The organism is Brevibacillus sp. BC25, from assembly GCF_000282075.1.
In the GTDB taxonomy this organism is placed as follows: domain Bacteria; phylum Bacillota; class Bacilli; order Brevibacillales; family Brevibacillaceae; genus Brevibacillus.
The window spans coordinates 35,018-58,081 of the sequence record NZ_AKIX01000118.1 but is presented as its reverse complement, the minus strand read 5'-3'; the positions used below and the strand labels follow the sequence as shown (position 1 = coordinate 58,081).

Below are 23,064 nucleotides of genomic sequence, written 5' to 3'. Positions count from 1 at the left end.
AGCCGACGGAAACTGTCTTTTTGTGCTAGGTTTTTTACCGAACTCCTGTTGGAAGCTGAGGCGGGACGTAATTCAACTCTTCGTCCGCGGTGATGTAATCGGTGTTGACCATGAGGAGCAAATAGCGTTTGCCGGTTTGCGGATCGCTGATAATGATGTGGTCGCGGCCAGCTGTTTCGAGGACGCCACGGAAAATTTTGGCGTTCCATTGACTGTTGTTTTCAAACGTTTGGTACACCGTAATGACCTTGCCTCGATTCAGGCGAAGGATGTTTTCGATGTACGATTCTTCCATTACTTGCCCAGGAGTAATGGGCATTCCAGGAATCAAGGATCCGCTTGGCTGCATCGGAACCAGTTGAGGTTGCTGCTGTTGAATCATCTGCTGCTGTTGCTGAGGTATGCCGTATGGATACTGTGCGGATGGGTACATGTCGTAACCGTATTGTTGTTGAGGGAAACCAGTGTAAGGCATTTGTTGACTCATGATGAACTCGCTCCTTTATCTATCTAATCTTTTTAATAGACGCGTGGACAATCTGCTGGTGTTGGAATGAAGAAGCAGTGTGCCTTATAGCGACCGGAGTTTTGTTGATCCCACCAAGTAGGAGGGCAGTTTCCAGCAGGACGGTAGAACCACAACGCGTTGCTCGCAGGGCGGGTTTTCTCTCCATTGATTGCACGCTGTGCCAGTCGTTTGTCTTTTTCCCTGGCCCGTTGATAGAAATACGGTTTTTGGATCGCTTCGAATCCTCCAGGAGATTGATAGACCATGTCACGCATGCTACGAATGTTTTTGAAGTCAAGGCAGTTACCTAAAATCCGATTTACCCCAACGTTGCCAACCATGAGCATGCCCAACTCACCTTCACCCTCAGCCTCGGCCCGTATCAGTCTGGCAAGCATATCGACATCACTGGAGTTCGCTTTGATGACGGCCATTGCTTCACCTCCTTCCATAAAAATCACAATAACAATATATGGGCGAATAATAGATTGGTGATTGGCCCGATAAATTTTTCATCAAGTTGACGTTTACGTAAACGGCAGTTACAATCATTTTATTCGGTAAATTTGGAATTTTATAAATGTAAGTAAGGGGCGCTGGACATGAGCAGAGAAGGAATACAGAAGGAAGAATCGTGGACCATCTCTGATCTTGCTCAACAATTAGATGTCAGCACCAGAACGATTCGGTACTACGAAGAGCTCGGCTTGATTTTCCCCAGTCGGACAGAGAAGGGAAGCAGGCACTACAACCGCAAGGATCGTGCCAGGCTGCGACTCATTCTGCGAGGGAAGCGCTTCGGATTTTCGTTGGATCAGATTCGCGAGATGATTGAGCTGTTCGACGAGGACCGTACAGGTCGTGCGCAGCTTATGCGAACGATTGAGTACGGCAACCAAAAGCTGGCTGAGATCGACGAGAAAATCATGGAACTCCGACAACTGAGAGAAGACATTCTCGTCTACAAGCAAAACTTTGAACAAAAATTGCTTGAAGAAAATGAGGAGGAGAAACGATGAACGTATCAGCTCTGCTCACAGCAAACGGAAGGAAATGCCCTGATAAGTCTGCGCTGATTGCAGGAGATGTAGAGGTCAGCTTTTCCCAGTGGGATACACGCTCCACTCAGTGGGCTTGCCATTTGCAAGAGCTTGGCATCGAGCAAGGGGATCGGGTTGTCATGCTGATGCCCAATTGCCCGGAGTTTGCCATTTTTTACGTCGCCGTCATTCGCAGTGGTGCCCTCGTCGTACCGATCAATGCACGATCAACACAAGAAGAAGTACGACATATATGTGAACATGCCGGAGCAAAGGCACTTCTTGTTCATGATGCCCTCGTGCCTATCGTGAATGAGTGGGTCCTTCAAACGCCACAGCTTGTGGCAATCAAAACAGGAGCGAGTCAAGGGAATTGGCATGGAATCGCTGACTGGGATGCCAATAACGTGTCTTTTGATAAAATGAATGCGCTTTCTTCACAGCCGTATTTGGGGAACATGAACGAAGATAGCGAGGTCAGCATCCTATATACATCTGGGACGACTGGACGCCCTAAAGGGGTGCTTTATACACATAGAAGCTTATTGACTGTCGCGAAAATGATGTCGATTGAACTGACGATGACACATCGTTCTCGAATTTTGCATTTGATGCCGCTAAGTCATTCGGCTCCCCTCCATCTCTTTTTCATTGCAGGGCTCATGCTTGGCGCCACCCAGGTAATGGCCCTGACCTTCTCTCCGCAGCTTCTTTTGGATTTGGTGCAGCAGCATCAGATTACGCATTTCTTCGGAGCGCCAGTGGCGTATTTACTGACGATGAAGCATCCCGAGTTTGCGGCGTACGATTTGTCTTCCATCGAACATTGGATGTATGGCGGGGCTCCGCTGTCCAAAGAGATGGCTTCGCTTATGGAAGAAGCATATGGACGCGATAAACTGGCGTGCGTCTACGGCTTGACGGAGGCAGGGCCGACCGGAATGTGCCTCTTGCACCGAGAGCATCCGGACAAAATCGGCAGTATAGGCAATCGTGGTGTATTGTTCACCGAAATGGAGGTTGTAGACGAGCGAGGAGAGCGATGCGCCAGTGGCGAAGCGGGCGAAATTCGCTTGCGCGGAGAAGGGACAATGAAAGGATACTACAACAATCCAGGGGCTACAGCAGAAACCATACGGGATGGTTGGGTGTACACTGGCGATATTGCACGCGTGGATGAGGATGGATTTCTGTGGATGATTGATCGCAAAAAAGACGTGATGATTACGGGCGGGGTAAACGTCTACCCGAAGGAAATCGAGCAGTTGTTGGAGCGTCATCCGTCGATTGGCGAGGTAGCTGTTGTAGGTTTGCCGCATCCGGAGTGGGGCGAGACAGTTACGGCTTATGTGGTACTGAAACCAGGAGTCGATACCAATCGAGAGTGGCTAGAGGAGATCCAAGGCTCTTTGCGTGGTCATCTCGCCGATTACAAGCTCCCGCGACAAGTGAATATCGTTCCTGCACTGCCGCGGAACACGAGCGGAAAAGTCATGAAGCATGTATTGCGTGATGTCAGTTCCCAAAAGGAAGTGGAACTACGATGAGTGATTTGCAAACGAGCATCGATCAGCGAGCATACAGCGACAATATCCCGCACCCGCGTACACCACAGGCGCAAAACTTTTTCAAAGCAGATCCCAACCTTGATTATTTGCTGGAACGTTATCTCCCTGCTTCCATGCATGAATGGGCCAGACAGCAATTGAGCTGGCTAGGGGCGCAAGTGGCAGGACCCATCGATGAGCGTGCTGCCTATACAGACAGGGAAGGAAAGCCGAGATTGCGCAAGTACAATCGGCTGGGTGAGGATATTTCCGAGATCATTACCAATGAAGGCTACAAGGAAACAGTAGCAGAAGTTTACGGAGCAGGCATCGTCAGCTACTTGTATCAAGACATTCCTGAGTTGGGGAGAAAAGCGCCGTATAGCTATTCCTTTTTCATGGGCTATCTCGTGAGTCAGTCTGAGCCGGGCTTCTATTGCCCTGTTACCTTGTCGATGTCAGCTGCTTATTTACTTGATCGCTATGGCAGCGAAGAACAAAAGGAGCTTTACCTGACAGGACTGACCTCTCGTGATCGTACTCGCTTGTATGAAGGGGCTACTTGGCTGACGGAGAGACAGGGCGGTTCGGATGTCGGTGCGAATTTGACTGTAGCAAAGCCAGTAGCAGGTCAGCCTGGTGTGTACCGATTGACAGGAGAAAAGTTTTTTGCGAGCAATGCTGGAGCATTTGTTGCGACTGTTTTGGCGAGAATCGATGAGGAGAAACCGGGGACAAAAGGGCTCGGACTGTTTTTGGTGCCTTGGATAAAGCCTGACAATGAACGCAATCACATCCAGGTCCGCCGCCTGAAAGATAAGCTGGGCGTCAACGCCGTACCATCTGCGGAGATACTATTGAACGGAGCAGAGGGCAATTTGATCGGGGAGCCTCAGAACGGCTTCAAGTACATGGCAGAAGCCCTGAACCTCTCTCGCATTTGCAACGCGATTGCTTCGATTGGGATCATGCGTCGAGCTTTTTACGAAGCGAGGTATTATGCCGAGCAACGTCGTGCATTCGGGAAGCCAATCGATCAGTACCCGATGGTAAAAGAAATGTTGGTGAGCCTCTTATTGGATACGGAGGTCAGCACGGGTGCGGTGTTTGATATGATTGCTGTTTATGATCGCTTGCAGTCTAATTCTGCTAGCATAGAGGATAACGCGCTTGCTCGCCTGCTGATTCCTTTGCTGAAATACCGTACAGGGGAACAGGCTGTCGAATCGACTCATACCGCAATTGAAATTCATGGCGGTAACGGTTATATCGAGGAGTACGTGACGCCGCGTCTGTTGCGTGATGCGCAAGTTTTGACTGTATGGGAAGGCACCTCGAATATACTCGCACTCGATATTTTGCGTGTGATGCAAAAAGAAAACAGCCACGAAGTGTTTTGCAGATTGCTTCGGGAGAGCGTAGCTGGCTGGAAGCATGCCTTTTCACAGCCGTACGCCGAGTTGATTCGGACAGAACTGGCCATCCTGGAGGAAAATATCGCCTATCTCATGCAACAGACCCACGATTATGTAACGTACAAATTAAAAACGCTCGCGGACCATATGGTAGATTTGTACACCTTATCATGCATCGTCAGTGAAGCAGAGGATCAAGTGACGCGTGAGGGAAATGCCCGCAAATATATTTTGGCAAAGCTGTATGCCGAAAAGCATTTCCACTCAAAAGAAAAGCGGGGGATTCAAGCCGATACTTTGCTGGATGTACAGTTTTTTACCCAACTGGTGGAATATCAGTTTGTCAGCGTAGAAGATTGGGCCCAACAGTCCGCTATTGTTCAGACCCGATAAATCAAAAAGCGCCTTTTGACCACTTGTTGAGGTGGCAAAGGCGCTTTTGATTTTTACGCATACCGCTTGCGGCGCATACTCCAAATAAACCAGGTCGCAGCAACCACTGTTGCGATCGCCAGCAGCGTGATCTCAAAGTATTCATCGATCAGAACCTTTGCGTGTTTTCCGTACAAATAAAACAAGGTGCCAATCAAATAAAACTTCAATCCCCGCCCGATGATCGCATAAAACATGAGCTTGGTCAGCGAGTAATTGAATACGCCAGAGAGCACAGTGAAAACCTTGAAAGGAATGGGGGTAAAAGCTCCGATCAGTACGGCAGCATCCCCGTTTTTTGCGAATTTTTCCGTCGCTACAATAACCCATTTTTCAGGGAGAATCTTGTGCAAAAGTGGTTTTCCCAGCCATCTCCCCAACAAAAATCCGATGGGAGCGCCGAGGACGGAAGCAGTAAAGGCCACTGTCGCAAACTGAATCGCTGAGCCTGGATCGAGCAGACTCATCGCAATTTGCATAAAAAACGGAGGAATTGGACTAATAAATGAGTCCAAAAATGCCATGGCAACAAGTCCCCACATCCCATATTGCATGAATAGCTGTGTGATATGTTCGAGCATGAGCATCTCCTTAGAAGGTTTTTTCTATTGTAGCTATCCTATGCCAGTTTGTCCAAAGAAAGACCACAACTGAAGTTACCCTGCTCTTGGTTGTGACCCACTTATCCTAGGTCGAATATTGGTAGTGAAGTCCTTGTTTTTTCATTGACGCTAGGAAAGATTATCCACTAAAATGTAGGGAAACAGGACAAACATCATGGGAGGAACCAATGAAAACATTGGGTTCGGGAAAAGTCGTTTTCTATGCGCCAAACGGGACTAACTTGCAATTGTCAGGGGAAATTGACGTACGTGGTGATCGGGTATCCATAACAGAAATCATCTATTTTAATGGCCAACCAAATGGAGCACGCGAGACGAATTTGCCACTCGCGCAAACCGTGATTTACTGGGAGCCAGAAGTATACGAACAGATCGGATATGAAGAACAATAAGAATAATTGCGAGTCCAAGCCCTGTCTCTTGCAGGGTTTTTTCGCGTATGGCAGCGAATCTGCCAGCACCTCGGGCTATAGCCGATGTCCCGGTATTGTGTTATGATGTGGGATGGAATTTACGTATGCTACAAGGAGTGATCCTTATGATCGATTCTATATTGGAACGTGCTCTCGCAGGTGAACGACTGGGTCTCGAAGACGGTCTGGCTTTGTTTGCGAGCAATGAAATCGAAAAGATCGGACATTACGCTAATCTGGTCATGCAAAAGCATCATCCAGAACCGATTGCGACTTTTGTCATCAGTCGCAACGTCAATTACACGAACGTATGTGACACGTATTGCCGTTTTTGTGCCTTTTACCGTCGTCCGGGTTCTTCTGAAGGATACGTTCTCCCAAAAGAAACGATTTTCCAAAAAATTCAGGAGACCGTGGACGTTGGCGGTACAGAAATCTTGATGCAAGGCGGTACTAATCCGGATCTGAAACTGGATTATTACACTGACCTCTTGCGTGAGATCAAGCAGCGCTTCCCGCAGATTACGATGCACTCTTTGTCTGTAGCGGAAGTGATGAAAATCGCGGAAGTTTCCAACATGTCTGTCGAGGAAGTGCTGAAAGAGCTGAAGGCCGCGGGTCTCGATTCCTTGCCGGGAGCGGGTGGAGAAATCCTCGATGATCGTACACGTCGGAAGATTTCCCGCTTGAAGGGTTCTTGGACTGAATGGATTGATACTCAAAAAGCCGCACACCGTGCAGGCTTGCCTGGTACAGCTACCATGGTAATTGGTTTTGGGGAAGAGATGGAAGAGCGTGTACTGTCCCTTCTGCGCATTCGTGATGCGCAAGATGAGACAGGCGGCTTCAAAGCGTTTATCGTCTGGACCTTCCAGCCGGACAACACCAACATGAAGGCTGTCAACAATACGCCAGAGGAATACTTGAAAACACTGGCAATCAGCCGCCTTATGCTAGATAATATCAAAAACTTCCAATCTTCCTGGGTGACGATGGGCCCGCATTACGGTCAGCTTTCTCTCTCTTATGGAGCAAACGATTTCGGCCAAACGATGATGGAAGAAAACGTTGTTTCCGCAGCGGCATGTACGTACAAGGTCAACACGAACCAAATTTTGGAGCTCATTCGCGGCGCAGGTAAAATCCCTGCACAGCGCAATACACAGTATGACACTCTGCGCGTTTTCAAAGACGGCGAGATGGCAGAACGTGATTTTGTAATGCAAAACTAATAAACCAAAAAAACGCTTCTCTGCCCCCCTCCTAACAAAGGGAAATCAGCAGGGGAGCGTTTTTTGGTTTTTTAATCAGGGATTTTTTACCTGCAACCTTCCCTGAGTTTCCAACCGTTTAAAAGTATATCGCTCCTGACGGGACATATACTGTAACTACAATGGCGGTTGGGGGGATGGTTATGCAGACGTTTCGCGTATTGCTGGAGAATGTCCCTGAGCATTGTGACACGTATCGGGCTATCGTAAATAAGATGACGGAGCGGGTCAACACTGCACCGGTGCGCATTACATACAGGGAGCAAGAAGAGAATGGATACCTCTTGTTCTACTTTCAAAGCTGGTGTGAGACTGAGTATGACGCGCAGACCATCGAGTGGGCGAGAGCCTTCGTTGCTCTTACATTAGCCGAATGGGTCATTCAGGTGAAGGAACCGAAAATTATGGAAGAAATGGCCGCTGATTTACTCGCTGCCGAACAGATGGAAACCGAGTGGGTAGAGATTTTTCCTTATATTCAACGCATGTGCCAAGAAGTCGAGCTTGATGGCAGGGAACTGTTAACGGCTACAACACGCAAGGCAAACGTATATCGCAACGTTTTCACCTATTTGGAGTGGGAGAGAACAATCAACGTCTTGGGCTTCGTCCGGTTTCGACTACAGGAGCATTGGAACGAGCTGTTCGAACTCGTGGAAACTGGCATTGATGAATATCTGGAAGACAAGCAATACCAAGAGTTTGTCGAGCTGTTGCGCTATTTCATTGCTGTACAGGAAACCAAGCAGGAAGTCGTTCATGTCGTTCCTAGTGTGGACAAACCTTTCCATCTTTATGATAAAAAAGGGGATCGTCTTTGGCTTGAACAGTTGGATACCGTTCTGAACATGGACGAACAAAAATGCAGGGACGAGGATTATTTAGTCAGTGCTTTGGTTACACTGGCTCCTGAGAGTATCGTGCTCCATATGGCTTCGGAAAAGCCTGGGCTTGCACAGACGATCCGCAGTATTTTTGACAGTCGGCTCGTTACTTGCCACTCTTGTTCGCTTTGCCTATCCGAGCGACGTGTACTTGACGGGAATAATCCCTCTAAACTATAATAGCAACAACAACTTTACAGCGCTTATAAATACGATGAGAAGGACACGGACAATAGTTAGGACGCTCTAGAGAGGCGGGCCACAGGCTGGAAGCTCGCTGCGAACTGTTATTGATCTACCACCTTCGAGTAGCTACCGGGAACGAAGCGTAGGCTTTTACTATCGGTATGCCGGTTAAATACCGTTACATGGAATGAGGAGTCTGTTTTTGTGAACAGACTTGAAGTAGGGTGGTACCGCGAGAACACACTCGTCCCTTTTTGGGGATGAGTGTTTTTTTATTTTCTCAACCAAACAAGATACAGGAAGGAAGAATCCACAGTGGCACAAATTCATGTTACTTTCCCAGATGGAGCCGTTCGTCAATACGACGCTGGGATTACTATCGAAGACATTGCAGGCTCCATTAGCTCTAGCCTGAAGAAAAAGGCAGTAGCTGGTAAAAAAGATGGCAAGGTTGTCGATCTGTACACAGAACTCACAGATGACGCAGCGATTGAAATCGTTACCCTCGATTCTGCCGACGGGTTGGAAGTATACCGCCACAGTACAGCTCACTTGCTCGCTCAAGCGGTAAAACGCATTTACGGCGCTGAAGTGAAGTTCGGAATCGGTCCTGTGATCGAAGATGGCTTCTACTATGACATGGACATTCCGGTGTCCCTTTCCCCAGAGGATTTGGGCAAAATCGAAGCAGAAATGGAAAAAATCGTGAAGGAAGACCTGCCGATTCGCCGAAAAGTCGTAAGCCGCGAAGAAGCAACTGCGATTTTCCAAGAACTGAACGATCACCTGAAGCTGGAACTGATTCGCGACCTGCCAGAGGATGCGACTATCACGATGTATGAGCAAGGCGAATTTTTCGACCTCTGTCGTGGTCCGCACTTGCCGTCCACTGGCTTCATCAAAGCATTCAAGCTGATGAGCGTGGCAGGTGCATACTGGCGCGGAAAAGCAGAAAACCAAGTTTTGCAACGTGTATACGGTACAGCTTGGCCGAAAAAAGCAGACATGGATGAATATCTGCACTTCATCGAAGAAGCGAAAAAGCGCGATCACCGCAAATTGGGTAAAGAACTGGGACTGTTCATGTTCTCCGAGGAAGCACCAGGTATGCCGTTCTACCTGCCAAAAGGCTTCACTGTTCGCAACGAGCTGGAGCAATTCTCCCGCCGTCTGCAACAATTGGCACAATACACAGAAGTGCGCTCTCCGTTCCTCATGAACGAGCGTCTCTGGAAAGAATCTGGTCACTGGGATCACTATAAAGAGAACATGTACTTCTCTGAAGTAGACAACGCGACTTATGCCTTGAAGCCAATGAACTGCCCAGGTCACATGTTGATCTATAAAAACGAGATGCATTCTTACCGCGACCTGCCGATTCGTTACTCCGAGTTCGGGCAAGTTCACCGCCATGAGTACTCCGGGGCATTGAACGGAATGCTGCGGGTGCGCACCTTCTGTCAGGATGACGCGCACGTATTTGTTCGTCCTGATCAGATCGCGAGCGAAATCAAAGGCATGATCACTTTGATTGACAGTATCTACAAGGTATTTGGCTTCGAATACAGTGTGGCTCTGTCCACTCGTCCGGAAGATTCCATGGGCTCTGATGAGCTGTGGGAAGCAGCAGAAAGCTCTCTGAAAACCGTGTTGGATGAGCTCGGTATGGCCTATGAAATCAAAGACGGAGACGGTGCGTTCTACGGACCGAAGATCGACTTCCAAATTACCGATGCGCTGAAACGCCGTCACCAATGTGGAACGATCCAGCTGGACTTCCAAATGCCTGAGAAATTCGACCTGACTTATGTCGGTCAAGACAACGAGAAGCATCGTCCAGTTGTCTTGCACCGTGCGATGTACGGCTCCATGGAGCGCTTCATTGGTATCCTGATCGAGCACTACGCAGGTGCGTTCCCGATTTGGCTGACTCCAATCCAAGCACGCATCATGAACATCAGCGAAGTGCACATGCCATATGCAGAACAAGTCAGAGAAAAACTGCAACAAGCTGGCATTCGCGTAGAGCTGGATGGCCGCAATGAGAAAATCGGCTACAAAATCCGTGAAGCACAAGTTGAAAAAATCCCGTACATGCTGGTCATCGGTGAAAAAGAGGTGGCTGACGGTACACTGTCTGTCCGCAAACGCGGAGTGGGCGATGAAGGCGCGATGACAGTGGATGCGTTTGTAGAAAAAATCCGCGCTGAAATCAATGAAATGAAGTAAAAACGTATAAAAGTAGAGCCGCCCTGAAGTTTCGGGCGGCTTTTTTCATTATACGTTTACTTGGAAAAAAGAACGGGAAAAGGATGTAGGGTAATTGTTCTTATGGACATCAAGAAGAACTGCGGGGGATACGTATGCGGGTAAGCATCAAGCAAAGACTGATAGCAGCATTTCTTGCCATTATTTTAATCCCGATTGGAGTGATTAGCTCATTTGTATATGTCAGTATGGAGGAGCGAATCCAGACTTATTTTATTGAATCCTCGACAAAAGAAGTGGCTCAAGTAGACAACGCGATTAACTTGTATTTCGACTCGATTCGTGAAAACGTAAACCTGATAGCAGGCAGTCCCTTATTAAAAAGTGCAGATAACACCATCACGACGTATATGGACAAACCAACCAAAACCAAGCATACCCCACTGCAAAATGGCGGGGTAGAGGCGGCCATTTTTAAAGATTTCCTACGATTTGTCGATTCTCATCCGAATACTGCATTTATTTATTTAGCGACAAAATACGGAGGATACATACAGTGGCCGACAGATGATGTCATTCCGAATTACGATCCGCGTACAAGGGATTGGTACAAAACACCAATGGAGAGTCCGGGAAAAGTGATCACGACAGATCCGTATCTCTATTTGGGCGACAACAGTATCGTGATCAGTAACGTGACGATGCTAAAGGATGACAAGGGTGAACCACTGGGCGTTGTTGGACTGGATGTGAATTTAAAAGGGCTAACCGACATTCTGAAAGAAATTAAGATCGGGAAAACGGGTTATCTCATGCTGGTTGGCAAAGACGGAACGATTTTGGCTAATCCGAAGAACCCCGAGCTCAATTCGAAAAAACTGAAAGATACGCAAATTCCTGAATTGGCTGCTATCGGAGAGAATACTCCCAGCAGCTTTTCGGTCACGATGAACGATACCGAGTATTTGGCGAACGTCTTTACTTCAGACAAAACCGGCTGGAAATATATTTCGTTTATAGAAAAAGCCGAGCTCTCTGCTGAAGCTCATCAAATCGGTTTCATCATCGGGATGTTAAGCATTTTGTTTGCCTTACTAGCGGTTGTCGCTTCCGTTCTTTTCTCGCACAAATTCACCAAGCCATTGCTTGCCATCGTTGACCAGATTGCCCAGATTGGACGTGGTGACTTTACTGTTGAATTGCCCAAAAACCTTTTGGAAAGAAAAGACGAAATCGGCATGCTTGGTCAGAGCATTCAAGTGATGCAAGTATCCATCCAAGGACTCATTCGCGAAGTCCAAAAAGCGGTTAACACCCTCTCTACTTCGTCAGACAACATATCGGTTCGCTTGGCAGACAATGTAGATACTACGAACAAGATATCTACTACCATACAGGAAGTAGCGAGCGGGGCGCAAAATCAGCTCAGAGGTACGGAGGAATCCGCAAGAGCGATGGAAGAAATGTCGATCGGCATCCAACGTGTGGCGGAAACAACCTCCATCATCTCGGAAGCATCTACATGTACGGCGGATGAAGCGCAGCTAGGAAACCAGTCCATCCAAAAAGCTATCCAGCAAATGGACTCCGTCCGTGACTCTGTGGAACATTCCGTATCCGTAGTCAAACAATTGGGTGAGCGATCCAAAGAAATTGTGCAAATCATTGATGTGATTACGGGAATTGCTTCCCAAACGAATCTGCTTGCTCTCAATGCAGCCATCGAAGCTGCCCGTGCGGGAGAGCATGGACGTGGTTTTGCTGTCGTAGCAGATGAAGTGAGAAAACTCGCTGAACAATCTGATGAGTCTGCTCGGCAAATCGCCAACCTCATTCAGGAGATCCAAGCAGATACGACCATGGCGGTCAACGCGATGGATTCAGTCAATCAAGATGTTCAGGATGGATTGTCTACTGTACTGGAGTCAGGAGAAGCCTTCCAACGCATCTTACAAGAAATTCAACAGATAACCGATCAAATTCAGGAGGTATCTGCTGTCTCTGAACAGATGTCCGCTGGATCGGAACAAGTAGCAGCTGCTGTGGACGAGACTGCTCATATTGCAAGGATTTCAGCGCACAATGCTGAAAATCTGGCTGCTTCCTCCAAAGGACAATTGGCCACTATGGAAGAGTTTTCCGTTTCATTTGAATCCTTGAATCATATGGCTCGCGAACTGGAAAGAATGATCAGTAAATTTAAGATATAAGAATGCATAACGGAAAGAGTGCGAATGTCGGGAGGTATTCGTACTCTTTTTTTTTGCAAAGTGGTCCCATTTATGACACAATGTGCGGTTTGCGTTTGAAAATTTGGCTATTTCGATTTATGATAATAGACTGGTACTAAGTCGAAATGCGATATTATAGTAATGATGAAGGGAAAAGTCGTCCTATATATAGATAAGAGGAGAGTGAACATCTATGCCAGATAAAGTGCTTGATTTACGGAACCGTCCTCTCCGAGATTTACGAATATCTGTCACTGATAAATGTAATTTTCGTTGCCGTTATTGCATGCCTGCCGAAATTTTTGGACCAGATTTTGAGTTTTTGCCGCAAAGCAAGTTGCTGACCTTTGAGGAGATTACCCGTTTGACCCAGATCTTTACTTCGCTTGGGGTCGGGAAAATCCGCATTACCGGCGGAGAACCATTGATGCGTAGAAATTTGCCTGAATTGATTCGAATGATACGTGAAGTGGAAGGCGTTCAAGATATTGCGATGACGACCAACGGTTCTCTCTTGTCCCGCCATGCCCAAGCACTAAAAGAAGCAGGTCTGGATCGGGTCACGGTCAGCCTAGACAGCTTGGATAATGAGCGCTTTGGGATGTTGAACGGTAGAGGCTATCAGGTCGATACCGTGCTGGAAGGGATTCGTGTTGCGGCAGATGCCGGGCTTTCGATCAAGATCAACATGGTGGTACAACGCGGAGTTAACGATCAAGATATTTTGCCGATGGCACGGTACTTCCGTGAGCAAGGGCACACCCTTCGATTTATTGAATTCATGGATGTGGGAAACAGTAACGGATGGCGGCTGGATCAAGTCGTACCTTCCCGTGAAATTGTGCGCATGATCCATGAAGAGATGCCGTTGGTAGCGACTGAAGCGAACTACTATGGAGAGGTGGCTTCTCGCTATCGCTATGAGGGATCGGACCAGGAGATCGGGTTGATCTCATCAGTGACCCAAGCTTTTTGCTCCACTTGTACGCGAGCTCGCCTGTCGGCAGAAGGGAAATTGTACAATTGTCTCTTCGCTTCATCCGGAGATGATTTGCGCGAACCAGTCCGTGATGGACGGACGGATGAAGAGATTCGCGAGCTGATACGTGCGATCTGGGAGCGGCGTGACGTGCGCTACTCGGAGGAACGACTAAGTGAAACGCCTGGTCTCGCCAAGCGCGAAAAAGTGGAGATGTCCCATATCGGCGGCTAATTTGTTAGAAGCCTTGACAAAAACCAAGCAGCCCTGTATTATAAAGGGCGTGTATAAACACTTCATACTTCGAGAACAAGCAGAGGCGCACAGCTTCTCACCTGGGTCGACGTCGTCTACGACTGTTGACAGGTAACTCTTACGCAAAGATCCTCGGATCTGATGAAATTGCTTAGGTGAGATATGTGCGGGCGCAAATTGCGTTCGCATATTTTTGTTCCTTCTCGAAATTGACGGGGGTGGCAAGTATTAGCAAGGATCAAATGTTAATTAACGAAGCGATCCGTGCCCGTGAAGTCCGATTAATCGGTGCTGACGGGAGCCAATTGGGAGTCGTACCCTTTAGGGAAGCGTTGCGCATTGCCCAAGAAGCCGAACTGGATCTGGTAAACGTTGCTCCTACAGCCAAGCCGCCTGTATGCCGTATCATGGACTATGGAAAGTTCAAATACGAGCAGGCGAAAAAGGAAAAAGAAGCGCGTAAAAACCAGAAGATCATCGAGCTGAAAGAAGTGCGTTTTTCTTCTAACATCGAGGAACACGATTTTCAAACAAAGCTTCGCAACGTCCGTAAGTTCTTGGAGGATCAACACAAGGTGAAGTGCTCGATCCGTTTCCGTGGACGTGAAATCACCCACTCCGAAATTGGACTAGGCGTTATGGAACGTGTAGCTGCCCAGTGTGAAGATCTCGCTGCGCCCGAGCGCAGACCAAAGATCGAGGGCCGTAGCATGATCATGATTCTGGCTCCGAAAGCGGAAAAGCAGTAAGATAGTAGTTTAGACAGGAGGATTTTTCAGATGCCTAAAATGAAAACCAACAAGGCCGCTGCGAAACGTTTCAAAAAGACTGGAAGCGGCCAATTGAAGCGCGACCGTGCGTTTGGTAGCCACTTGTTCGCTAACAAATCGACGAAAGCTAAGCGCCACCTGCGCAAAGCTGCACTCGTTTCCAAAGGCGATCAAAAACGTATTGAGCAAATGCTCACTTACATGTAAGTTTTTCTTTATTACACACCATTTCGCAGCATGAGCTCCCTAAGCGCCTAGTAGTAGGCCGCCATGCTGGAAAGACCAGGAGGAGTTTAGTATGCCAAGAGTAAAAGGTGGCATTGTTACACGCCGTCGTCATAAGAAAATCCTGAAGCTGGCGAAAGGATACTTCGGTTCCAAACATCGCCTGTTTAAATCCGCTAATGCGCAGGTAATGAAATCCCTGCTGTATGCATACCGTGACCGTCGTCAAAAGAAACGTGATTTCCGCAAACTGTGGATCACTCGTATCAACGCGCAAGCTCGCATGAACGGTCTGTCCTACAGCCGTTTGATGCACGGTCTGAAAGTTGCTGGCATCGAAGTTAACCGCAAAATGCTGGCTGACTTGGCTGTTAACGACAAAGCTGCGTTCAACGAACTGGCAACAGTTGCAAAAAGCAAACTGAACGCTTAATTTTTGAATAGAAGAGCCGATCTTCCCGATTGAGGGCAAGGTTGGCTTTTTTGTTGTGGTCTAGATAGCAAAATCAAACGAATAGCATCCTACACCTGTCCACACGCTATCAATCTCCTTGTCATATCTTACAGCAAAGATAGAAGGAGGTGAGTGGCATGGCAGAATTACGAGTAAGCCTATGGGCAGGCAGAAACTTTGAAGCTCGTCGTATTCGTTTTCGCAGACGTGGGGTAGCAGTCAGACAGTGCCAAGCGCTTGAATTCAATGACGTACTGTCGAGTTTTCGATTACGAGCAGGGAATAATGGCCGAGTGACACTCGTTTTGTTTTCAGGAACCGCTTATCGAGGGGATTTTCTTGTCTTCCGGGGGAATCGAGATATTGCCAACCTCGGTAATTTCAACTTCAACAATCGTACCTCGTCGTTCATTTTTGTGGGACGTAATCTGACTACTTCTCAAATCAGGGAGATTCAACGGACGAGATCAGCACCGAGAAACGTGGTAGAAATCAGAACGTAGAAAAGGAAGTTTAAGTCACAGAAAAAACAACCGAGATCACATTCGGTTGTTTTTTTCTATTTCTATTCAACAAATGATTCGCTGGCGAATAGCGTCTGCCACACCTTGTGCGCGATTTTGCACACCGAGCTTTTTTAAGGCGGACTTGATGTAATCCTGCACCGTAAACTCACTAATTCCCATCCAGTCCGCCATCTCCTTGACGCTTTCGCCCCATGACATCCGCTGCATGACTTCGACTTCTCGGCGTGAGAGCTTGACGGTTTTAGGGCGAAGGGAGTCGGTTGCCAATACTTTGCCCAGCATTAAACAGTATGCGCTTAAGGATTGTACCAATTGATGGTTGATGCCGGAACAGCCATCCTGATGCCAGGAAATACCGGCGTAGCCGAGTACGTTAGGCCCATAGCTGATGGGGAGAATGAGCGCATAAGGGGCGCCATACACTAAATTGGGCGGGAACTGACGAATCGCCTCAGAATCTAGCAGGACGGCTTTCTGTTCACGGATCGCATGCTGGATGAGGGGCATATTGCGCATGTCCACTCGTATATCGCGGATGGAGCATAACTCTTGGTCAAGGATCGACCATAGTCCCTCACCCATTTGACTGAGCGTCGAGTAATTGCACAGAATGGCTCCCATGAAAGGAAAGAGATCCACGAAGCCGCGTACAGCAAGCACCAGTTTCTCCTCATAAAATGTTGTTTCTTCGATTCGATCGATGTACATGTTCAGCTCTGGACTGACCATGGAGTGATTGCCACCTCCATTGGAGTGATGAACACCCCCTGATTTTTGGGGATATGAACGATCGTTCAGCCTGACCTATAATCTACCTACAGCGCCTTCATTTTATCAAACCGCTGATCGGAGCGTAAAGAATGGTTTTGGGATAAATTAACAATTTATGACTTCTTTCATTCGTTCGGAATAGAAGGCGCATGAGAAAAAAGAAAGGTTGGATGGGGATGAGGAATGGTTTTGTTTCGACCAGCCAAAAAGGATTGAATCAAGAGCTACTGCCGTACCAATTGTATCAAAAAGCGAAGAAATACGGCATTTGGAACCCGCAGGACATTGATTTTGCGCAAGACCGCGAAGATTACGCGAATATGAATCCGGAGCAGAAGGAAGAAACTTTGGGACGGATTGCTGGTTTTCTTGGTGGGGAAGAGGCAGTCACCCTCGATCTTTTGCCTTTGATCATGGTCATTGCAGAGGAAGGGCGATTAGAGGAAGAAATGTATTTGACGACCTTCCTCTTTGAAGAGGCCAAGCATACGGAGTTTTTCCGGTTGGTTCTCGACAACATCGGCGAGTCAGGAGACTTGCATCATTTTCACGATGATGTGTACAAGCGAATTTTCCATGAGATCTTGCCGAATGCACTCAATCGTCTGTTGACGGATAAATCCCCCGAAGCCATCGCAGAAGCTTCTACTGTCTACAACATGTTTGTGGAAGGCGTGCTCGCAGAGACAGGCTACTATGCGTTTTACGAAGCACTCAGCAAAACGGGGCTCATGCCTGGTTTAATGCAAGGAATTGGGTATTTGAAGACAGACGAATCGCGGCACATCAGCTACGGAACATTCCTGCTGCAACGATTGATCTGTGAGCATCCTCATATTTACGATGTCATTGCCAAAAAGATGGATGAGCTGGCTCCAATGGCAAGTCATCTGTACGATTGGATGGATGACCCACAAGGGGTGAGTGCATTCGGGGTGAAGGTCGCTGATTTGCAGCAGTTTTCGAAAAAGCAACTGAGTGTGCGCATGGAGGTACTTGCCCGAGCAAAAGGGCAGACGATTGAAGAGCTGTATAAGCATACAAGAACAACGATCGATGTGTAAGAAAAATAGATCCACTTACAGAACTGGGCTCTGGTCCTAAAGCAGAATCCGCCCAAGGTCTGAGTAAAAAACAACCTCCCGTCCGTGTTAGTCAGCTTGGCTGATCCCTTACAATAAAGCCATAAGAGGAAAACATTGGATAGGGAGAGAGATTAAAATGAGAAAACAAAAGTGGATGATGATGGGAATTACAGCAGTTGTTTGTGCAGCGATGGTTGTGCCAGGGGCGTTTGCCAAAGAGAAAGAAGATGCACATTCCGTGACGAATGCTTTCTTCGCCCCTGCTCCGTACACGACGGCTCCAGTAGTCCAGAAAACAGATGCGGTGACAGGCACGCAAAAAACAGGAAGTGCATTTATTTTCGCTCCAAATGTAAACGAAAAAGAAGAAAACTAATGGGGTTAAAGCATCCGTACAGGATGCTTTTTCTTTTGTAAAAAACGATTCCGTCTCAAGTCTGAGAAAAAAACAATCTTTCGTCCGTGTCGAGCAGACTTCCCAATGCCATACAATAAAAAGCGTTACAGGAAAACATTGGATAGGGAGAGAGACATAGATGAGAAAACAAAAATGGATGATGATGGGTGTAACAGCAGTTGTCTGTTCAGCATTGCTCGTGCCAGGAGCGTTTGCAAAAGAAAAGGATGATTCTTACACCGTGACACCTTCCTTGATAACCCCTGGTTCGTACGCCGTACCAACGGTTCAAAAAACCGAGGCCAAAAACGCGCAACAAACGGGAGCCTCGTTTATTTTCGCCCCCACAGTAAACGAAAAAGAGGATAAATAAAGCAGCAGAAAGCTGTCAGACCCTGTCTGGCGGCTTTTTTCTGTGAAAAACGTCCCCTCTCATCGGGGGATCGAAACATCTCGACGTCTTTCATAAAAGTGGATGCGACCGTTTGTGGTCAACCAAACGATCATGACCGTTTGGTTTGGGCGAGTTGGATATAGGTGGACGATGCGCCACTTCCAGTCACTAGGCATATGATGGTGGGTGAATCCTAGCAAGAGAGGAGCTTCGCTGATGAGTAATCGCCAGAAAATGGCGGATGAGGCAATACAGGAATGGGCAAGCCGACTGGAAGCTCAAGCGCCGCAGGACGTGCTTGTGAACGCCGTGGAAAACTATGCAGCCAGTCTGATCCTAGCTGCCAGCTTTGGCGCTGAAGATGTCGTTTTAATCGACATGCTGCACAAATTGGCTCCCACCATTCCTGTATTTTACCTCGATACCAACATTCATTTTGCTGAAACGTATGATACGCGTGACAAGCTGCAAGCCAGATACGGCACGACATTTATTCAAGTGCAGCCACAGCTGACGCTAGCCGAGCAGGCTGAAAAACACGGAGACAAACTGTGGGAGAGAGAACCGAATCTTTGTTGTGAGATTCGGAAGGTAGAGCCGTTAAAGCGCGTTCTGTCCAACTATCAGGCGTGGATTACAGGCATTCGCCGCGAGCAATCACCTACCCGAGCGAATACCCAAAAAGTGGAATGGGACGAAAAATTCAACCTGGTCAAATTCAATCCGCTAGCAGATTGGACGGAGGCCCAGGTGTGGGAATATATCCATGCACATGATGTCCCTTACAATCCATTGCACGACCGGAACTATCCAAGCATTGGCTGCCGAACATGCACGCGCGCTGTCATGCCTGGCCAGGATTCTCGGTCGGGTCGGTGGGCTGGCTTCGAAAAGACCGAATGCGGTCTGCACAAATGAACAGCGCAGGAGGGAAAGATGTGAAGCAAACGATCTTGCCGCACGGGATCAAAAAAGCCATTATCGTGGACAAATGGACCCTGTCGGACATCGAGTGTCTTGCCATCGGAGCATTTTCGCCGTTGACTGGATTCATGGAAGAGGCGGATTACCACACTGTCGTGGAAACGATGCGTCTAGCCAATGGAGCTGTTTGGCCGTTGCCAGTGACATTGGCTGTCGATGCAGATGAGCACGACGATCTTGTGCCTGGTGACAGTATTCTGTTACGTGGGGAAGATGGAGTGGACTATGCGATTTTGCAGGTGAATAGCTGCTTTGTGCCAGATAAAAGGCGTGAGGCAGAGCTCGTTTTTCGCACGGTGGATCTCGCTCACCCCGGTGTGAAAAAGCTGTTTGAAAAGCCAAATCTATACGTGGGTGGGCCTGTAGAAATACTGCAAAAGCCAAGGCCTGAGCGCTTCTCGGATTTTTATTTGACGCCAGCAGAAACGAGAGAAAGATTTCGAGAAAATGGTTGGAAAACGGTCGTTGGATTCCAAACGCGCAATCCGGTTCACCGGGCGCATGAATATATTCAAAAGGCGGCATTGGAGATTGTCGATGGCCTTTTTCTGAACCCATTGATGGGGGAAACGAAATCAGACGATGTTCCTGCACAAGTGCGAATGAAAAGCTATCTCTCCCTTCTGGAAAATTACTATCCGCACAACCGTGTACTTCTCGGAGCTTTTCCGGCTGCCATGAGATATGCGGGTCCGCGTGAGGCTGTCTTCCACGCATTGGTACGAAAAAATTACGGTTGTACTCACTTTATCGTCGGCCGCGATCACGCAGGGGTAGGCGATTATTACGGCACGTATGATGCGCAGCACATCTTCTCCGAGTTTGCGCCAGGTGAGCTCGGTATCCAGCTTCTCTTTTTTGAGCACAGCTTTTATTGCAAGGCATGCCAAGGGATGGCAACGACCAAGACGTGCCCGCATGACAAAGACTCTCATATGACCTTATCGGGAACAAAGGTGAGGGAAATGTTGAGAAACGGGATCACGCCACCTCCGGAATTTACACGCCCGGAAGTCGCAACGGTTTTGATAGCGGGATTGAAAGCTTCGAAATAAAACGGAACGAAAAAGCAGGAGAGGGACGGCAAAGCCGTTCTTTTTCCGATGCGAAAAACTGGACAAGTTTTCTGTTTTCAGTGAAAAACGTATCGACGTTTTTCAAAAAGTATACGCGAGCGTTTGCGGTCAACAAAACGTTTTTGACCGTTTGATGTATCCGCTTTCACGTAAAAACCGCGCTGTAAAGCCGTTTCCAACTGAGCATTCGTTCGGACGAAAGTCCAGTAAAATCTTTTTGTTTTCGTTGACACCCCCTAGGTGCCTAGCTATAATCAGACGTAACACTTTATTCTGACAACAACAATATTGAAAATATTGTTTTAATAGTAGGCCTTGACGAGGATGGTGCGCGTTACCCCTTTTACAGAGAGCCCTGATGCTGAGAAACGGGTATTGGGTACGTCGCATTGCTCACCTCCGAGCCGTTTAGCTGAAACTTGCTTTGCAGGTAGTAGGCCAAACCGCTTAACACCCGTTAACGTGTTACAGTCCACATTTGTTGTGACTGGCTGAGATCGGCTGACCGTGAGGCGCCGATAAAGTTGGGTGGTACCGCGAACCCTTTCGCCCCAAAAGACATGGAAATAAAACCGTGTCGGGGCGAAAGGGTTTTTCTATGTGTCTATAGTTATTTTCAATACCTGTTGAGAATTGGGAGGAGGAGAGGTTAATGAGTGTTGAAATGGCCGAATTGCAGAAAAAGAACGGCATTCCACCGATTCAGTTCGGGGAAGAAGTGTCAGGAGCAGAAACGCTGCTGCGCTGTTTAATCCTGGAGCAGGTCGAATACATTTTCGGCTATCCAGGCGGTGCGGTGCTCCCCATTTATGACTCCCTGTACGGGAGCTACTTCAAGCACATTTTGACTCGCCACGAGCAAGGCGCTATCCACGCTGCTGACGGATATGCCCGAGCAACAGGCAAACCGGGTGTATGTATCGCCACTTCCGGTCCGGGAGCAACGAACCTCGTAACGGGGATTGCAACCGCTCAGATGGACTCGGTTCCGCTGGTATGCATCACAGGTAACGTGGCACAGTCGCTGATTGGCACCGATGCGTTCCAAGAGGCGAACATTACGGGGATTACCATCCCAATTACGAAGCACAGCTACTTTGTTCGCGACATTCGCGATCTTCCACGGATTGTGAAGGAAGCTTTCCACATCGCGACAACCGGTCGTCCGGGCCCAGTATTGATCGACATTCCCAAAGACGTCGCCAATGATAAGGCACCATTTACCTACCCGGATAAAGTGGAGATTCGCGGCTACCGCGCTTCACTCGTACCAAGCGACGAGCAAGTACAAGAGTTTGTAAAAGTCGCTAGCGAAGCGAAGCGTCCAGTCATTTTGGCAGGCGGGGGAATCATTGCAGCTCAAGCAGAGAATGAATTGCGCGACTTTGCTGAAAAAACACGCATCCCTGTGATCAACACCTTCATGGGATTGGGCGGTTTCCCTGGAACACACGAGCTGTCGCTGGCAATGCCAGGGATGCACGGAAATTACACAGCGAACCAAGCGCTCTTGAATGCGGATTGTGTGATTGGTCTGGGAGCACGCTTTGATGACCGAATCACGATGGGACGCACGAAAGAGTTCGCACCAAAAGCCCGCATCGTACACGTCGACATCGATCCAGCAGAGCTGGGGAAAAACGTAGAGACAGCCGTCACAGTAGCGGGCGACGTGAAGAGCACGCTGGCAAAAGCAATTCCGCTCGCAAAAACTTGTGATTCGGAAGCGTGGATCAGCCAGTTGAAAGAGTGGAAAGAACAATATCCGTACAAGTACAAAAAAGATGGCGATGTATTGAAGCCACAAGCAGTCATTGAACTCTTGTACAACTCCACAGATGGGGAAGCGATCGTCACAACAGACGTTGGACAACACCAGATGTGGACAGCTCAATATTATAAGTTCAAGCACCCGCGCTCCTTTATCTCTTCCGGTGGTCTCGGCACGATGGGCTTTGGCTTCCCGGCAGCAATTGGCGCACAGATCGCTCACCCGGATCGCACGGTAATCTCCGTCGTTGGGGATGGCGGATTCCAGATGACCAACCAGGAGCTGGCAATCGTCTCCCAATACAACATTCCGGTCAAAGTAGCGATTGTGAACAACCAGTGCTTGGGAATGGTACGTCAATGGCAGGAGCTCTTCTATGATAATCGCTACAGCCAAATCGATCTGACATGCAGCCCGGATTTTGTCAAGCTGGCGGAAGCATATGGCGTAAAAGGCTTGCGAGCAAGCACGCCGGAAGAAGCCGAAGCAGTTTGGGCAGAGGCGCTTGCGCATGATGGACCAGTCGTGGTGGACTTCCGCGTTGCACAGGAAGAAAACGTATATCCGATGGTTGCATCAGGCAACACACTAGATCAGATGGAATTGGGGGACGATTAG

Annotated in this window: 23 protein-coding genes and 2 other annotated features; of the genes, 19 read left to right on the top strand and 4 right to left on the bottom strand. The window is 48.2% G+C overall.

All coding sequences use genetic code 11. From position 1 onward, the window contains the following. Window positions 1–34 precede the first annotated feature (34 nt). Window positions 35–487: a spore coat protein GerQ gene (gene gerQ, locus PMI05_RS26530; protein WP_007728592.1), complete on the bottom strand. Its 453-nt coding sequence runs from the start codon at window positions 485–487 to the stop codon at window positions 35–37. 32 nt (window positions 488–519) lie between these two features. Then, window positions 520–942 carry a cell wall hydrolase gene (locus tag PMI05_RS26525; RefSeq protein WP_007728590.1) on the bottom strand — a complete coding sequence of 141 codons (423 nt, stop codon included), beginning with the start codon at window positions 940–942 and terminating at the stop codon, window positions 520–522. Between the two features lie 168 nt (window positions 943–1,110). On the opposite strand from PMI05_RS26525, the gene PMI05_RS26520 reads away from it, so the two are divergent. Genes PMI05_RS26520 through PMI05_RS26510 form a run of 3 tightly spaced genes read left to right on the top strand, consistent with a single transcriptional unit; the run spans window position 1,111 to window position 4,903 of the window. After that, window positions 1,111–1,527 (top strand): MerR family DNA-binding transcriptional regulator, encoded by a 417-nt coding sequence (locus tag PMI05_RS26520; protein ID WP_007728588.1) that lies wholly within the window; start codon window positions 1,111–1,113, stop codon window positions 1,525–1,527. Beyond that, on the top strand, window positions 1,524–3,095 hold the full coding sequence (locus PMI05_RS26515) for a class I adenylate-forming enzyme family protein (RefSeq protein ID WP_007728586.1): 1,572 nt from the start codon (window positions 1,524–1,526) through the stop codon (window positions 3,093–3,095). Before PMI05_RS26520 ends, PMI05_RS26515 begins: the two co-directional genes overlap by 4 nt. After that, a complete protein-coding gene (locus PMI05_RS26510) occupies window positions 3,092–4,903 on the top strand; it encodes an acyl-CoA dehydrogenase family protein (RefSeq protein WP_007728579.1) in 1,812 nt (603 codons plus the stop codon). The genes PMI05_RS26515 and PMI05_RS26510 overlap by 4 nt, the downstream gene beginning before the upstream one ends. 53 nt (window positions 4,904–4,956) lie before the next feature. On the opposite strand, the gene PMI05_RS26505 is transcribed toward PMI05_RS26510, so the two are convergent. Then, the gene (locus PMI05_RS26505) at window positions 4,957–5,523 is read right to left on the bottom strand and encodes a YqaA family protein (RefSeq protein ID WP_007728578.1); all 567 of its coding nucleotides are present in this window, start codon (window positions 5,521–5,523) and stop codon (window positions 4,957–4,959) included. A 209-nt stretch (window positions 5,524–5,732) separates the two neighbouring features. Here PMI05_RS26505 and PMI05_RS26500 point away from each other — a divergent pair, with 209 nt between their 5' ends. The 10 genes from PMI05_RS26500 (at window position 5,733) to PMI05_RS26455 (ending at window position 15,944) form a co-directional block, all read left to right on the top strand. Then, a complete protein-coding gene (locus tag PMI05_RS26500; RefSeq protein ID WP_007728577.1) occupies window positions 5,733–5,957 on the top strand; it encodes a hypothetical protein in 225 nt (74 codons plus the stop codon). 146 nt (window positions 5,958–6,103) lie between these two features. Then, complete coding sequence (mqnC, locus tag PMI05_RS26495; protein ID WP_007728576.1) at window positions 6,104–7,210, top strand: cyclic dehypoxanthinyl futalosine synthase; 1,107 nt, start codon at window positions 6,104–6,106, stop codon at window positions 7,208–7,210. 182 nt (window positions 7,211–7,392) lie between these two features. Beyond that, the gene (gene ytxC / locus PMI05_RS26490; RefSeq protein ID WP_039961439.1) at window positions 7,393–8,313 is read left to right on the top strand and encodes a putative sporulation protein YtxC; all 921 of its coding nucleotides are present in this window, start codon (window positions 7,393–7,395) and stop codon (window positions 8,311–8,313) included. Window positions 8,314–8,338: 25 nt separating this feature from the next. Next, window positions 8,339–8,574: a binding site (T-box leader), on the top strand. A gap of 60 nt (window positions 8,575–8,634) precedes the next feature. Next, window positions 8,635–10,548 (top strand): threonine--tRNA ligase, encoded by a 1,914-nt coding sequence (thrS, locus tag PMI05_RS26485; RefSeq protein WP_007728574.1) that lies wholly within the window; start codon window positions 8,635–8,637, stop codon window positions 10,546–10,548. A gap of 134 nt (window positions 10,549–10,682) precedes the next feature. Then, on the top strand, window positions 10,683–12,737 hold the full coding sequence (locus PMI05_RS26480; protein ID WP_007728573.1) for a methyl-accepting chemotaxis protein: 2,055 nt from the start codon (window positions 10,683–10,685) through the stop codon (window positions 12,735–12,737). Between the two features lie 214 nt (window positions 12,738–12,951). Next, window positions 12,952–13,971, top strand: coding sequence for a GTP 3',8-cyclase MoaA (gene moaA, locus PMI05_RS26475; protein ID WP_007728572.1), 1,020 nt, complete (start codon window positions 12,952–12,954; stop codon window positions 13,969–13,971). Window positions 13,972–14,042: 71 nt separating this feature from the next. Then, window positions 14,043–14,193: a sequence feature (ribosomal protein L20 leader region), on the top strand. 41 nt (window positions 14,194–14,234) lie between these two features. Next, window positions 14,235–14,741, top strand: a complete 507-nt coding sequence (infC, locus tag PMI05_RS26470) for a translation initiation factor IF-3 (protein WP_007728570.1) — start codon at window positions 14,235–14,237, stop codon at window positions 14,739–14,741. Between the two features lie 30 nt (window positions 14,742–14,771). Continuing rightward, a complete protein-coding gene (gene rpmI / locus PMI05_RS26465; protein WP_007728569.1) occupies window positions 14,772–14,969 on the top strand; it encodes a 50S ribosomal protein L35 in 198 nt (65 codons plus the stop codon). A gap of 91 nt (window positions 14,970–15,060) precedes the next feature. Then, window positions 15,061–15,420, top strand: coding sequence for a 50S ribosomal protein L20 (gene rplT, locus PMI05_RS26460; protein WP_007728568.1), 360 nt, complete (start codon window positions 15,061–15,063; stop codon window positions 15,418–15,420). Between the two features lie 158 nt (window positions 15,421–15,578). Continuing rightward, window positions 15,579–15,944, top strand: coding sequence for a hypothetical protein (locus tag PMI05_RS26455; RefSeq protein ID WP_007728567.1), 366 nt, complete (start codon window positions 15,579–15,581; stop codon window positions 15,942–15,944). Window positions 15,945–16,010: 66 nt separating this feature from the next. Here the strand turns inward: PMI05_RS26455 and PMI05_RS26450 are convergent, their stop codons facing one another. Then, window positions 16,011–16,697, bottom strand: coding sequence for a LuxR C-terminal-related transcriptional regulator (locus PMI05_RS26450; protein WP_007728566.1), 687 nt, complete (start codon window positions 16,695–16,697; stop codon window positions 16,011–16,013). Window positions 16,698–16,888: 191 nt separating this feature from the next. Between PMI05_RS26450 and PMI05_RS26445 the strand changes: the two genes are divergently transcribed. The 6 genes from PMI05_RS26445 (at window position 16,889) to ilvB (ending at window position 23,064) form a co-directional block, all read left to right on the top strand. After that, window positions 16,889–17,803 carry a R2-like ligand-binding oxidase gene (locus tag PMI05_RS26445; RefSeq protein WP_255344523.1) on the top strand — a complete coding sequence of 305 codons (915 nt, stop codon included), beginning with the start codon at window positions 16,889–16,891 and terminating at the stop codon, window positions 17,801–17,803. 157 nt (window positions 17,804–17,960) lie between these two features. Continuing rightward, window positions 17,961–18,200, top strand: a complete 240-nt coding sequence (locus tag PMI05_RS26440; RefSeq protein WP_007728564.1) for a hypothetical protein — start codon at window positions 17,961–17,963, stop codon at window positions 18,198–18,200. A gap of 160 nt (window positions 18,201–18,360) precedes the next feature. Then, window positions 18,361–18,594 carry a hypothetical protein gene (locus tag PMI05_RS26435; protein WP_007728563.1) on the top strand — a complete coding sequence of 78 codons (234 nt, stop codon included), beginning with the start codon at window positions 18,361–18,363 and terminating at the stop codon, window positions 18,592–18,594. Between the two features lie 237 nt (window positions 18,595–18,831). Next, the gene (locus PMI05_RS26430; RefSeq protein WP_007728561.1) at window positions 18,832–19,533 is read left to right on the top strand and encodes a phosphoadenylyl-sulfate reductase; all 702 of its coding nucleotides are present in this window, start codon (window positions 18,832–18,834) and stop codon (window positions 19,531–19,533) included. After that, window positions 19,515–20,654 (top strand): sulfate adenylyltransferase, encoded by a 1,140-nt coding sequence (gene sat / locus PMI05_RS26425; RefSeq protein ID WP_039961437.1) that lies wholly within the window; start codon window positions 19,515–19,517, stop codon window positions 20,652–20,654. Before PMI05_RS26430 ends, sat begins: the two co-directional genes overlap by 19 nt. Before the next feature lie 673 nt (window positions 20,655–21,327). Further along, complete coding sequence (gene ilvB, locus PMI05_RS26420; RefSeq protein WP_007728555.1) at window positions 21,328–23,064, top strand: biosynthetic-type acetolactate synthase large subunit; 1,737 nt, start codon at window positions 21,328–21,330, stop codon at window positions 23,062–23,064.

Bases quoted from the DNA above. Each gene is read 5' to 3' on its own strand.
- gerQ (WP_007728592.1), bottom strand. From the start codon at position 487: ATGAGTCAACAAATGCCTTACACTGGTTTCCCTCAACAACAATACGGT.
- PMI05_RS26525 (WP_007728590.1), bottom strand. From the start codon at position 942: ATGGCCGTCATCAAAGCGAACTCCAGTGATGTCGATATGCTTGCCAGA.
- PMI05_RS26520 (WP_007728588.1), top strand. From the start codon at position 1,111: ATGAGCAGAGAAGGAATACAGAAGGAAGAATCGTGGACCATCTCTGAT.
- PMI05_RS26515 (WP_007728586.1), top strand. From the start codon at position 1,524: ATGAACGTATCAGCTCTGCTCACAGCAAACGGAAGGAAATGCCCTGAT.
- PMI05_RS26510 (WP_007728579.1), top strand. From the start codon at position 3,092: ATGAGTGATTTGCAAACGAGCATCGATCAGCGAGCATACAGCGACAAT.
- PMI05_RS26505 (WP_007728578.1), bottom strand. From the start codon at position 5,523: ATGCTCGAACATATCACACAGCTATTCATGCAATATGGGATGTGGGGA.
- PMI05_RS26500 (WP_007728577.1), top strand. From the start codon at position 5,733: ATGAAAACATTGGGTTCGGGAAAAGTCGTTTTCTATGCGCCAAACGGG.
- mqnC (WP_007728576.1), top strand. From the start codon at position 6,104: ATGATCGATTCTATATTGGAACGTGCTCTCGCAGGTGAACGACTGGGT.
- ytxC (WP_039961439.1), top strand. From the start codon at position 7,393: ATGCAGACGTTTCGCGTATTGCTGGAGAATGTCCCTGAGCATTGTGAC.
- PMI05_RS26480 (WP_007728573.1), top strand. From the start codon at position 10,683: ATGCGGGTAAGCATCAAGCAAAGACTGATAGCAGCATTTCTTGCCATT.
- moaA (WP_007728572.1), top strand. From the start codon at position 12,952: ATGCCAGATAAAGTGCTTGATTTACGGAACCGTCCTCTCCGAGATTTA.
- infC (WP_007728570.1), top strand. From the start codon at position 14,235: ATGTTAATTAACGAAGCGATCCGTGCCCGTGAAGTCCGATTAATCGGT.
- rpmI (WP_007728569.1), top strand. From the start codon at position 14,772: ATGCCTAAAATGAAAACCAACAAGGCCGCTGCGAAACGTTTCAAAAAG.
- rplT (WP_007728568.1), top strand. From the start codon at position 15,061: ATGCCAAGAGTAAAAGGTGGCATTGTTACACGCCGTCGTCATAAGAAA.
- PMI05_RS26455 (WP_007728567.1), top strand. From the start codon at position 15,579: ATGGCAGAATTACGAGTAAGCCTATGGGCAGGCAGAAACTTTGAAGCT.
- PMI05_RS26450 (WP_007728566.1), bottom strand. From the start codon at position 16,697: ATGGTCAGTCCAGAGCTGAACATGTACATCGATCGAATCGAAGAAACA.
- PMI05_RS26445 (WP_255344523.1), top strand. From the start codon at position 16,889: ATGAGAAAAAAGAAAGGTTGGATGGGGATGAGGAATGGTTTTGTTTCG.
- PMI05_RS26440 (WP_007728564.1), top strand. From the start codon at position 17,961: ATGAGAAAACAAAAGTGGATGATGATGGGAATTACAGCAGTTGTTTGT.
- PMI05_RS26435 (WP_007728563.1), top strand. From the start codon at position 18,361: ATGAGAAAACAAAAATGGATGATGATGGGTGTAACAGCAGTTGTCTGT.
- PMI05_RS26430 (WP_007728561.1), top strand. From the start codon at position 18,832: ATGAGTAATCGCCAGAAAATGGCGGATGAGGCAATACAGGAATGGGCA.
- sat (WP_039961437.1), top strand. From the start codon at position 19,515: ATGCGGTCTGCACAAATGAACAGCGCAGGAGGGAAAGATGTGAAGCAA.
- ilvB (WP_007728555.1), top strand. From the start codon at position 21,328: ATGAGTGTTGAAATGGCCGAATTGCAGAAAAAGAACGGCATTCCACCG.